Origin of the sequence: Pseudomonas sp. FW305-28, from assembly GCF_017351395.1 — a bacterium.
GTDB classification, from domain to species: Bacteria; Pseudomonadota; Gammaproteobacteria; order Pseudomonadales; family Pseudomonadaceae; genus Aquipseudomonas; species Aquipseudomonas fluorescens_AA.
Genome location: NZ_JACNDD010000009.1, coordinates 47,631 through 59,712 on the forward strand (window position 1 = coordinate 47,631; position 12,082 = coordinate 59,712).

Here is a 12,082-nt window from a genome sequence, read left to right on the forward strand (position 1 = left end):
GCTGTTCCTTTTTTTGTCTGTGTTGGGCCTCAACCCTTTAACGCACCGGCAGTGAGGCCGGAAACAATGCGGCGCTGGAAGATCAGCACCAGAATCACCAAGGGCACCGTGACCAGCACCGACGCCGCCATCAACAGGCCCCAAGGCAGCTCATGGGGACTGCCGCCGGAAATCAGCGCGATGGCGACTGGGACCGTGCGTTGCGAGTCGGTCAGGGTGAAGGTCAGGGCAAAGAGGAACTCGTTCCATGCGGCGATGAAGGCCAGAAGGCCGGTGGTGACCAGTGCCGGCCAGAGCAGCGGCAACAGCACGCGGGTCAGCGTGACCCAAGGTGACGCACCGTCCATGATGGCGGCCTCTTCCAGCTCATGAGGCAGTTGCCCCATGAAGGTGGTCAGCACCCAGACGGTGAAGGGCAGGGTGAAAATCGTGTAGCTCAGGATCAACGCCCAGGAGGTGTTGTACAGGCCCAGGGCACGGATCACTTCGAACAACCCCGACAGCACCGCGACTTGGGGAAACATCGAGACGCCCAGGACCATCATCAACACCGGACCGCGCCCGCGAAACTTCACCCGGCCCAAGGCATAGGCGGCGGTCAGGCTGAGGAACAGCGCCAGCGCGACCACGCACAGCGCAACCACTAACGAGTTGCCGATAGCCCTCAGGAACGAGGCCTGGTTGAGTACGGCGGCGTAGTTGGAGAAGTCGGGCTGGTCGATCCAGTAGCTCACCTGGAACAAGGCGCTGGACGGTTTCAGCGACGTTACGATGGCGTAGTAGAAAGGGAAGACCGCATACACCAGCAAGATAGCGATCAGGCACCAGAACCCGAGGCGCAACAGGGCTTTTTTCAGTAGGCGCGGGCTCATGAGCGGACCTCCAACTGACGGCGTCCGAGGTACAGATAAACCATGGCGATCACCGCGACGACCAGGAACAGCAAGGTCGAGGCGGCGCTGCCATAACCCACGTCCTGGAATTCCACCAAGTGCTGGCGGGCATAGACCGACATGCTCATGGTGCTCGACGAGTTCGAGGTCAACACATAGATCACGTCGAAGACCCGCAGGGAATCGAGGATCCGGAAGATCGCCGCCACCAGCAAGGCCGGCATCAGCAGTGGCAGGGTGACCCGCCAGAACACTTTCACTGGGTGAATGCCATCGACCCTGGCGGCTTCGTAGCAATCGCTGGGCAGCATCTGCAAGGCTGCCAGCATCAGCAGGGTGACGAAAGGCACGGTCTTCCAGACGTCGACGATGATCACCGCCCACATCGACAGGTCCGCGTCGGCGGTCCAGGCCAGGGGCGCGTCGATCAGGCCGAGGCCGAGCATCAGGTGATTGATGATGCCGAACTGGTCGTTGAGCATCCATGACCAGATTTTCGCCGAGACGATGGTCGGGATCGCCCAGGGAATCAGGATCAACGCCCGCACCAGGGCGCGTCCGCTGAACCGGACGTTGAGCAGCAACGCCACCAGCAGCCCCAGGACGATTTCCAGCCCCACCGACACCACGGTGAAATGCAAGGTGTTGCGCACCGCATTCCACCACTGTGGATCGACGAGCAGGCCTGACCAACCGGCACTGCTGTGGAACAGATAATTGCTCAAGCCGACAAAGGTTGCATCCCCCGTATCGGCGAGGCTGGCGTCGGTCAGGCTGAACCAGAATGTACGCAACAGCGGCCAGGCCGCCACCAGCGCCAGGCACAGCAGCATCGGGGTCAGGAACAGCCAGGCGGCGCGAACGCGACGGCGTTGTACCGGCGTTTCCCGGGCGGGCAGGTACTCGTCGTCGGGGACGAGTGTGGTGGAGACAGACATGGTGATTTCCTTCCTTGTGGCTTACCAGTTCCGGCGTTTGATCCGCGTGAGTTCGCTTTCCAGCTCGGCCAGGGCCTGATCCACCGGCCGCTCGCCCGCCAGCACGCCGTGCACTTGATCGAAGAAGGCATTGGAGACCCGTGGATAGCGGTCGGCAGTGATCGAGGCGGGGCGCATGACCCCATCGTTGAGAATGCTGTGCAGTTGGCTGTAGTAAGGCATGGCCGCGAGCAATTCGGGATCTTGGTAGAGCGATTCGATCACCGGGTTGTAGGCGCCGACCAGGGCCCGATGTTTCTGTTGTTGGGCGCTGCTCAAGTAGCTCACCAGTTCCGCGGCAAGCTTGGGGTTGGCGCTGTAGCGCGACACCGCCAGGCCCCAGCCGCCGAGGGTGGACGCGTGAGTACCCGTCGCGCCGCCACGGGGCAGGGGCGCGACGCCGACCTTGTCTTTGACGGCGCTGTCCTGGCTTTGCACCAGGGCCCAGACATAAGGCCAGTTACGCATGAACAGCGCATTGCCCGACTGGAAGACGCCGCGTCCTTCTTCCTCGGTGTAATTGAGCACGCCACGGGGGGCGATGTCTCCGACCCAGCTTTTGGCCAGGGTCAACGCCGCCCGTGACGCCTGGCTGTTGACCACGATATCGCCTTGGGCGTTGACCAGCCCGCCTTGCGGTTGGCTGCTGATCCACTCCAGGGCATTGCACGTCAGGCCTTCGTAGGCGCGTCCCTGGAATATATAACCCCAGGCATTGGCGTTCCCGGCAGCGCGCTCCGCCTGCTGGACAGTCCTGGCGGTGGTCGTCATTTCTTCCCAGGTCTGGGGCACGGGCTTGTTGTATTTCTCGAGCAAGTCCTTGCGGTAATACAGCAACCCCGAATCGGTGAACCACGGCATGGTCACCAGGCGCCCGTTCACCGTGGCGTTATCCACCTGGGCCTGGAAATACCCCTGGGTGGCGTCGGCCGCAAGCACCTGGCGCAAGTCCAGCAAGTGTTTGGCCAACATTCCCGGCCACACCATGTCGATCTGGATGATGTCGATGTCGCTGGATTGCGCACTGAGGATCTGCTGGTAGAACGACAACCGCTCGGTCGCCGAGTTAGGTGTGGAAACCACTTCGACACTGTTGCCGGTCTGCTTCGACCACGCTTCGACGGCCTCTTTGCACAGTTGCAATTCGGCACCCACGGCACCACAGGAAATCGTCAGGTTGGCGGCAGTCGACAGGGCTGGAAACCCGACGCAAAGGCCGAGCAGCGCCGCTGGAAGGAGCGATTTGAGCTGTTTCATAAAGCCCTCTTTATTTTTTTTTTTAGAAAAGTTAACGTTAACATCGCCAAATGTAGCAGCGTATTTGCGATGAGGCATCCTTTTTTTCCTCTGTTTTGACAATTCAGAACCTGGGTGGAAAAGGCGGGTCGCGGCAACAGAACAATAAAAACAAAACAGGGAAAATCCACATGCAGAAAGCATCAAGCTGGCTACTCGCAAGCGTGCTCGGCGCCTCGGCGGCCACCTCTCAGGCCGCGACTCTGGAAGAGCGCATGGCGGCGTTCGAAGCCCGTGCCAGCGCAGCGGAAAAGCGTGCAGCCGCCGCCGAACAACAAACCCAGGCACTCGCCAGGGAACTGCAGCAAATCAAACTCGCCACCCCCGCCGCGCAACCGACCGTGTCCGCCGTTGCGACACCCACGCTCGATGCCCGCCTGGCAAAACTCGAAGCCCGCCAGCAAAGCACGGAAAAGCAGGGCGGTAGCGCCCACCTCACTGACGGCTTCAGCTTCAAGGGCTACGCCCGCTCCGGGTTGCTGATCAACGATGGGTTGGGTGGCGGACGCGGCGGTCCGTACACCACCCCGGCCGGTTCTGTCGGCGGCGCCGTGGGGCGACTCGGTAACGAGGACGACACCTACATGCGCATCGACCTGTCGAAAGAGCTGTACGCGCAGAACGGCACCCGCTCCAAATTCACGGTGTCCATCGCCGATGGCGTAGAAAGCTCCAACGACTGGACTGCCGAGGAAAGCAATCTGAACGTGCGCCAGGTGTTCACCGAACTCGATCACCTCGCGGCATTCAAGGGCAACTCGATGTTCGAACATTCCACCTTGTGGGCTGGCAAGCGCTTCGACAGGGACAATTTCGACATCCACTGGCTGGACTCCGACGTGGTCTATCTGGCCGGCACCGGGGGTGGCATCTACGACATGCAGATGACCAAGGACTGGCGCTCGAACTACTCGTTGATCGGGCGTAACTACGGGGATTTCAGCGAGGGCGGGGTCAATGCCGATGTGGAAAGCTACATCCTGACGTCCAACCAGTTTTTCGACGGCGGGCAGTGGCAGTGGATGTTCAACGCCATAGGCTCGAAGAAAAACGACTTCGGCACTCGCACCAATGAAGCGGGCCTGGCGCCGGCCGACTCCGGTTTGCACAGCATGGTCGCCAATCACCAGAAAACCTTTTTCGGTCGCGAAGGCTTCTTCAAGACAGCGCTGCTCTATGGGCAGGGGTTGGGGGCTGAGGTCAAGAACGTCGGCGCCGATGGCGAATTGATCGACGATGCCCGGGCTCTGCGTGTGGCACTGTACGGCGAAACGCCCCTGGCCTCCGACTGGCGCATCGGCCCGAGCCTGCTGGCCGAGCGAAGCAAGGATCGCTACGTCAAGGGCGACGACTACCGTTGGATGACCCTGAACGTGCGCTTGGCCAACGAAATCAACAGCAATTTCGAGATGGCCTACGAGATGAGTTGGCAAATCATGCAGCTCGACCCCAAGGGCTACCTGCAACGCAATGCGGTCGACGGTAACTTCTGGAAGTTCACGGTGGCCCCGACCTTCAAGCCCGACTTGGGCGATCTGCTTACGCGCCCTGAACTGCGTCTGTTCGCCAGCGTCATGAATTGGTCGTCGGACCTGGACAGGTACAGCTCCACAGACGCCTTCGGCAAGACGGACTTCAACGCCGGTGGCACCTGGCAGTATGGCCTCCAGATGGAAACCTGGTTCTGACACCAGCCAGTCGAGACCTGTGGGAGCGGGCTTGCTCGCGATAGCGGAGGATCAGTTTGCAGCGATGTTGGATGTGATGACGTCATCGCGAGCAAGCTCGCTCCCACAGGTTCGTCCACGGCTTTTGCGATTAACGTGTATGCCAGCCCAACTGGCTTGAGATCTGTTGGGTGGCTTGCATCAGTTGCTTGACGTAGTCCTGCTTCAACTCTTCCCTGAAGCGAAAGCACGGGAATGAAACACTCATTCCGCCGATCACATGGCCAAAACGGTCGCGGATCGGTGCCGCCAGGCAACGCATGTTGTCCTCGAACTCTTCATGGTCCTCGGCATAGCCTTGCTGGCGAACGGTCTCCAGTTCCTGCAGATACGCCTCGGCGCTGGTCAGGGTATTGGCCGTGCGACGCTCGAAGCTTTCCTGTGCCAGGTGGGCGAGCAACTCGTCTTCTTCGAGCCAGGCCATCAGCACCTTGCCGATGCCGGTGCAGTACAACGGCGCCCGTCGACCGATCCGCGAGTACATGCGCAGGTTGTACTTGGAGTCGATCTTGTGCACGTAGACGATGCTGCCTTCGTCGAGAATCCCCAGGTGGACGGTCTCGCCGGTCAGCTCGTTGATCCTGCGCATCCCGGGCTCCGCTTCCCGGACGATGTCCAGGTGGGGCAGGGCCTGGGCGCCCAGTTCGAACAGCCGGACGCTGAGGCGATAGCGATCCTCGGCGTCCTGCACCACATACCCTCGGGCCTTGAGCGACTGCAGGAAGCGATAGACCGTGGCCTTGGACATGTCCAGTTTGGTGGCGATTTCCGACACGCCGCTTTCTTCCGGATGCTCGGCCAGTGCCTCGAGCACGGCCATGGTCCGGCCCACCGCCGACACCAGATCGTTGTTGGGAATGACGCTGTTGTCCATGAAGGCTCCAACGTGAAAGTAAAACCCAAGGATATACGCAAGCAGAACAAAACGCTGTTTCATTTTTGCTTGACGAGGCCGGAAATCTGACTAGACTCGGGCCTTGAGATAAAAATGAAACGCCGTTTTAAAAACAAGAAAGGCGCGTTGATTATGGATTTAACGCTCAACCATGGCCCGCAGGCCCGCTTCGCCCGCCCGCTGAAAGTGGCGCTGGTGGGAGAGTGCATGATCGAGATGCGCGGTGAGCCGGGTACCGCGATCACGCAGACCTTCGGTGGCGATACGCTCAACACCGCGGTCTACCTGGCCCGATTGAATCCCCATGGCGCAGTGGCCGTGGACTACATGACGGCCGTGGGCAGCGATGCGTTCAGCGTCGCCATGCGCCGGTCCTGGCTGGAAGAGGGGATTGGTGATGCTCATGTCCGCGTGATCGAAGACGCGCTGCCGGGGCTGTATTTCATCCAGACCGATCCACACGGCGAGCGGCGTTTCCTCTACTGGCGCGGGGAAGCGGCGGCGCGGCGCATGTTCGAGGGCCCCGAGGCCGACGCCATGCTCGATGCACTGGCCGATTACGACTACGTCTACCTGAGCGGCATCAGCCTGGCGATCCTCACACCGGAAGGGCGCCAACGCTTGATCCAGGCCCTGCCCAGGGCTCGTCGAGCGGGCACGCGCATCGTCTTCGACAACAACTACCGTCCCCACCTCTGGCCCGATCCTGAGTCGGCCCGGCAGGTCTACCGCGACCTGTTGCAGCTGACCGACCTGGCCCTGCTCACCTGGGAAGATGACGTGGCCCTGTTCGGCTATCGCGACCCGGACGCCTTGTTCAGTGCCTACGCCCAGGTGGGAGTACGCGAAGTCGCCCTCAAGCGTGGCGCCGCCAGCTGCTTGATCCAGTGCCCGACAGGGCGTTTCGAGGTGCCCGCGCAAACCGTTTCCCATGTCGTCGACACCACCGCTGCCGGTGATTCGTTCAGCGCCGCCTACCTGGCCTGTCGCCTGCGCGGCGGCGATCCCCAACAGGCCGCCCGCTGGGGGCATCGCCTGGCGGCCCAGGTCGTCCAATACCGGGGCGCGCTGATTCCCCAGGCGGCCATGCCGAACATGGGCGCGTCCTCACTTCCTTCTGTTGCACAGGTCTGATTTTATGAAAATCGTTGAAGCGCGCGTCATCGTTACCTGCCCGGGGCGCAACCTGGTCACGTTGAAAATCGTCACCGATGAGGGCCTCTACGGCATTGGCGATGCAACCTTGAATGGCCGCGAACTGGCGGTCGTCGCCTACCTGGAGGAACACGTCCTGCCCGCGCTGATCGGCCGCGATGCCCACCGTATCGAGGACATCTGGCAGTACCTGTATCGCGGCGCGTACTGGCGCCGGGGACCGGTGACCATGACGGCCATCGCCGCCGTCGACGTGGCGCTCTGGGACATCAAGGCCAAGGCCGCGAACATGCCCTTGTACCAATTGCTTGGCGGCAAGAGCCGCGAGCGGGTGATGGTCTATGGGCATGCCACCGGCAAGGACATCGAAGGGTGCCTGGACGAAGTCGCCCGTCACGTCGAGCTGGGCTATAAGGCCGTGCGTGTGCAATGCGGCGTGCCCGGCATTGCCACCACCTACGGTGTCGCCAAGCGCAGCGGCGAGCGTTATGAACCGGCCGACAGCGACCTGCCCGCCGAACACGTCTGGGACACCGCCAAATACCTCAACTACGTCCCCAAGCTGTTCGCCGCCGTGCGCGAACGTTTTGGTGATGACCTGCATATCCTCCACGACGTGCACCACCGCCTGACGCCCATCGAAGCCGGACGCCTGGGTAAGGCCGTGGAACCGTACAACCTGTTCTGGCTGGAAGACTGCACACCGGCGGAAAACCAGCAGAGCTTCCGCCTGATTCGCCAGCACACCACCACGCCGTTGGCCGTGGGCGAGGTGTTCAACTCCATCCATGACTGCCGCGAGTTGATCCAGGAACAGTTGATCGACTACATCCGCACGACGCTGGTGCATGCCGGCGGCATTACCCATGTGCGGCGCATTGCCGATTTCGCCGCGCTGTTCCAGGTGCGCACGGGTTTTCACGGCGCCACCGACCTGTCGCCGGTGTGCATGGGCGCGGCCCTGCATTTCGATACGTGGGTGCCCAACTTCGGTATCCAGGAACACATGCCTCACGAAGACCGCATCGATGAAGTCTTCCCCCATGCCTATCGCTTCGAGGACGGCCACTTCACGCCGGGCGAAACCCCGGGGCATGGCGTCGACATCGATGAAGACCTTGCCCGCCAATACCCCTACAAGCGCGCCAGCCTGCCGGTCAACCGTCTCGAAGACGGCACGCTCTGGCATTGGTGAAGCGGTTTCAACCCTTTGAGGAAACGGGGCGAATGCCCCGTCAGGAGTGACTGATGAAAGCGTTCCAGGTAAGAGCACCCTTCGAGTTCGGGCTGGCCCAGGTCGACCAACCCCAGGTCGCCCACGGCGAGGTCCAGGTCGATGTGGCGTATGCCGGCATCTGTGGCTCGGACATGCACATCATTCATGGGCAGAACGCATTCGTGCGTTTTCCCCGTGTCACCGGCCATGAGTTTTCCGGGGTGATCCGGCAAGTCGGTGAAGGCGTCGAGCACCTGCAGGTGGGCGACCGGGTGTGCATTGATCCGGTGATCAGTTGCGGCACCTGCTATCCCTGCCGCATTGGCCGGCCCAATGTCTGCACGCGGCTGCAAGTGATCGGCGTGCACCGCGACGGTGGCTTCAGCGAGCAGGTCTGCGTACCGGCCGAAAACGCCCACCGCCTGCCCGACGCGATGTCCCTCAGCCACGGCGCTCTGGTCGAGCCTTATTCCATTGCCCTGAACGTACTCGATCGCATGCAGCCGCACCCTGGCGACAGCGTGTTGATCTATGGCGCCGGGGTAATCGGCCTGACCCTGGTGCAAATGGCCCGGGCGTTGGGATTGACCGACATTACCGTCACCGATGTCATCGACAGCCGCCTGGAGACGGCCCGGGCGCTGGGCGCCAGCCGGACCCTCAACGGCCAGCAAGTCGATGTCGAAGCCGTCATGCGTGAGCTGACCCAAGGCGAGGGCGTGCCGTTGATTGTCGATGCCGCCTGCATTCCGGCACTGATGCCGCAGATGGTGCGCCTGGCCTCGCCGGCCGGGCGTATCGGGTTGCTGGGCTTCAATGCCACGCCCAGTGATCTGGTGCAGCTGGAAATGATCAAGAAGGAACTGACACTGGTGGGGTCGCGGCTCAACAACCGCAAGTTCCCCCGGGTGATCGAATTGATCGCCAGCGGCAAGTTGCAAGTCCAGGACCTGATCAGTCATCGCGTCAGCTTCGACGAAATGCCCGGCGCCATCGACCTGATCGAAAAGCACCCCGAGCAAACCCGAAAAGTGCTGGTGGAGCTGACGAACGCCCATCACTGAGCCGTCGGTACCACCGGTTTCACCGTGCCTGTCATGGGCACCCTCACCGAATAAACACAACAAGCGGGAGGTTCCACCATGTTTGGTCAAGGACGTAGCTTAATCATCATCATGCTGTTCCTGGCTGGGGTCATCAATTACCTCGACCGGTCGGCATTGTCTGTGGCGGCACCTTTCATCCAGAAGGACTACGGTCTGAGTACGGGTGAGATGGGCATGATCTTCAGCAGCTTTTTCGTCGGCTATGCGGCCTTCAACTTCATCGGTGGCTGGGCCGCCGACCGTTACGGCGCCAAGACCACCTTGCTGCTGGCCATGGTCTTGTGGTCATTGTTCAGCGGCCTCACGGTGCTGACAGTGGGCTTCGCTTCGCTGGTGCTCATCCGGATCCTGTTCGGCATGGGCGAAGGACCGCTGAGCGTCACCACCAGCAAGATGGTGAACAACTGGTACACCCCCAAGCGCAGGGCGCGGGCGATTGGCGCATCAATGTCCGGCACGCCGCTGGGTGGGGCGATTTCCGGTCCGGTGGTGGGTTTTATCGCCGTCACCTACGGCTGGAAGATCTCGTTCATTATCATCATGCTGATCGGCCTGGTCTGGGCGGCGGTGTGGTTCAAGTTCGTCAAGGAACGGCCCGAAGGCGAGGGTGCCGAGGATATTCTCCGAGCCGAGGGGCAGGGCGAGCTGGCGGCACAACCGGTGTTCCCTTTGCGGTTCTACCTCAAGCAGCCGACGGTGCTGTTCACCTCCCTGGCGTTCTTTTCCTATAACTACACCTTGTTCTTCTTCCTGACCTGGTTCCCCAGCTACCTGACCATGGCCCACGGCTTGAACGTCAAGGACATGAGCATCGCCACGGTCATTCCCTGGGTCCTGGGTTTCCTCGGCCTGGCCCTGGGCGGCTTCATCTCCGACTTCGTGTTCAAGAAAACCGGGCGGATGATGTTCTCCCGTAAAGTGGTGCTGGTGACGTGCCTGCTGGCCTGCGCTGTCTGCATCGCCTGTGCCGGGATGGTGACTACCTTGTATCCAGCGGTGATTCTCGTCGCCTTGGCGGTGTTTTTCCTTTACCTCACCGGTGCCATCTATTGGGCGATCATCCAGGACACCGTTCCGGCGGCGCGGGTGGGCGGCGTCAGTGGTTTCATGCACTTTCTGGCGAATACCTCGGGCATTGTCGGCCCGACCCTGACGGGGTTTTTGGTGCAGTTCACCGGTTCGTTCACCAGTGCTTTCCTGCTGGCGGGGCTGTTGACCGTGATCGGTGCCGTGTGTGTCGCGCGCTACGTTAAACCGCTGTCGGTCGCGGATACCGGCAACGCGGCGGCACAAAGCCCGCAGCCGGTTTCGGCCCTGGGCCGTTCCTGAACAGAAGGAGTGAGTCGATGCCTGTTGTGAAACGTGTACCTTGCACCGGCACTGCAGCGCAGATCGGTATCGTGCACCTGGGCCTGGGCGCGTTCCATCGCGCGCACCAGGCGGTCTACCTGCAACGCCATCTCAATCGCCACGGTGAAAGCGACTGGGGCGTGTGCAGCGCCAACCTGCGTTCCAATCGCACCCTGGTCGAGCAATTGCGCGAGCAGGACGGTCGCTACCATGTGGCCGAATACCGCGACTGCGAACAAGTGACGCTGCGCGAGATCGGGGTGCTGCGCCAGGCCTTGTATGTGGGCGAGGGCGGTCCTGACCTGGAGCAGTTGCTGCAGCGCATGGCGGCGCCGCAGACGCGGATCGTCACGCTGACCGTCACCGAAAAGGGCTACTGCCTGAGCCCTTCGTCCGGGCAGCTGCGCCGCGAAGATCCGACCATTGCCCATGACATCGCTCAGCCACACACGCCGCGCTCAGCCCCCGGTATTGTCCTGGAAGCCCTGCGCCGGCGCCGCGCCGCGGGTGTCCCGGCCTTCACTGTGTTGTGCTGTGACAACATGCCCGACAACGGCCAGCGCACCCGCCAGGCAGTCAGCGCGCTGGCGGCGTTGCAGGATGAGGCGCTGGCGCAGTGGGTCGAGCAACAGGTGGCGTTTCCCAGCTGCATGGTCGACCGCATCGTGCCTGCGATGGACGGCGAGTCCTTCCGCCGGCTGGAGCAACTGGACTGTCATGACCCGGCGGCAGTGGTCTGTGAAAGTTTCAGCCAGTGGGTGATCGAAGATCACTTCCCCCTTGGCCGCCCGGACTGGGAAGTGGAGGGGGTGCAGATGGTGGACGACGTGGGCCCGTTCGAAACGATGAAGTTGCGCATGCTCAATGGCAGCCATTCGTTGCTGGCCTATGTGGGGCTGCTGGTCGGTCACGACACGGTGTTCGAGGCCGTCAGTGACGCGAACCTGCTGCACCTGATCGGACGCTATATGGCCGACGAGGCGGCGCCCACGCTGGACATGCCTGCGGGTATCGACCTTTCGGTCTATGCCCACGATCTAAAGGCGCGGTTTGCCAATGACAGCCTGCAACATCGGCTGCGCCAGATCGCCATGGACGGCTCACAGAAACTGCCGCAACGCTGGTTGCTCGGCGCGCAGCAATTGCTCGACCAGGGGCGCGGCATTGATTGTACGGCGCTGGGCATCGCGGCATGGATCCACTACTGCACGCAGCCGTTGCCCGGTCGTCCGGCGCACGTGGTCGACGACCCACTGAGCGCAACCTTTGCCGATCTTGCCGGACGATTCGAGGGCGCATCGCGGGTGGACGCGGTTCTCGACCTGCACGAAGTCTTCCCGCCGCGGCTCTCGGCTCGCGCAGTATTTCGCGACGCCGTGCACCGCGCCTACAGCGCCCTGACGCGCGATGGCGTGGATAGCCTGTTGCACACCCTTGCCGCACCCAACTGATAAAAAGGAGAAGAAC

10 protein-coding genes are annotated in these 12,082 nt (G+C 62.0%); 6 read left to right on the plus strand and 4 right to left on the minus strand.

Going from position 1 to position 12,082, the window contains the following annotated elements; all coding sequences use genetic code 11:
- Positions 1-29: 29 nt before the first annotated feature.
- The 3 genes from J4E53_RS03990 to J4E53_RS04000 are packed head-to-tail and all read right to left on the minus strand — an operon-like array spanning position 30 to position 3,127.
- Positions 30-872: a carbohydrate ABC transporter permease gene (locus tag J4E53_RS03990; protein WP_060742699.1), complete on the minus strand. Its 843-nt coding sequence runs from the start codon at positions 870-872 to the stop codon at positions 30-32.
- The gene (locus J4E53_RS03995; RefSeq protein WP_060742698.1) at positions 869-1,831 is read right to left on the minus strand and encodes a carbohydrate ABC transporter permease; all 963 of its coding nucleotides are present in this window, start codon (positions 1,829-1,831) and stop codon (positions 869-871) included. Before J4E53_RS03995 ends, J4E53_RS03990 begins: the two co-directional genes overlap by 4 nt.
- A gap of 21 nt (positions 1,832-1,852) precedes the next feature.
- The gene (locus tag J4E53_RS04000; protein WP_060742697.1) at positions 1,853-3,127 is read right to left on the minus strand and encodes an ABC transporter substrate-binding protein; all 1,275 of its coding nucleotides are present in this window, start codon (positions 3,125-3,127) and stop codon (positions 1,853-1,855) included.
- 170 nt (positions 3,128-3,297) lie between these two features.
- On the opposite strand from J4E53_RS04000, the gene J4E53_RS04005 reads away from it, so the two are divergent.
- Positions 3,298-4,854, plus strand: a complete 1,557-nt coding sequence (locus J4E53_RS04005) for a carbohydrate porin (protein WP_103308335.1) — start codon at positions 3,298-3,300, stop codon at positions 4,852-4,854.
- Positions 4,855-4,984: 130 nt separating this feature from the next.
- On the opposite strand, the gene kdgR is transcribed toward J4E53_RS04005, so the two are convergent.
- Entirely contained in the window at positions 4,985-5,767 is a 783-nt protein-coding gene (gene kdgR / locus J4E53_RS04010; protein WP_060742695.1) for a DNA-binding transcriptional regulator KdgR, read from the minus strand.
- Positions 5,768-5,920: 153 nt separating this feature from the next.
- Between kdgR and J4E53_RS04015 the strand changes: the two genes are divergently transcribed.
- From J4E53_RS04015 to J4E53_RS04035, 5 genes are all read left to right on the plus strand, one after another.
- Positions 5,921-6,922: a sugar kinase gene (locus J4E53_RS04015; protein ID WP_103308361.1), complete on the plus strand. Its 1,002-nt coding sequence runs from the start codon at positions 5,921-5,923 to the stop codon at positions 6,920-6,922.
- Between the two features lie 4 nt (positions 6,923-6,926).
- Positions 6,927-8,138 carry a D-mannonate dehydratase ManD gene (gene manD / locus J4E53_RS04020; protein ID WP_060742694.1) on the plus strand — a complete coding sequence of 404 codons (1,212 nt, stop codon included), beginning with the start codon at positions 6,927-6,929 and terminating at the stop codon, positions 8,136-8,138.
- Between the two features lie 53 nt (positions 8,139-8,191).
- The gene (locus J4E53_RS04025; RefSeq protein WP_060742693.1) at positions 8,192-9,223 is read left to right on the plus strand and encodes a Zn-dependent oxidoreductase; all 1,032 of its coding nucleotides are present in this window, start codon (positions 8,192-8,194) and stop codon (positions 9,221-9,223) included.
- Positions 9,224-9,301: 78 nt separating this feature from the next.
- Entirely contained in the window at positions 9,302-10,594 is a 1,293-nt protein-coding gene (locus J4E53_RS04030; protein WP_060742692.1) for an MFS transporter, read from the plus strand.
- Positions 10,595-10,611: 17 nt separating this feature from the next.
- On the plus strand, positions 10,612-12,066 hold the full coding sequence (locus J4E53_RS04035) for a mannitol dehydrogenase family protein (protein ID WP_103308334.1): 1,455 nt from the start codon (positions 10,612-10,614) through the stop codon (positions 12,064-12,066).
- The last annotated feature ends 16 nt before the right edge of the window (positions 12,067-12,082 follow it).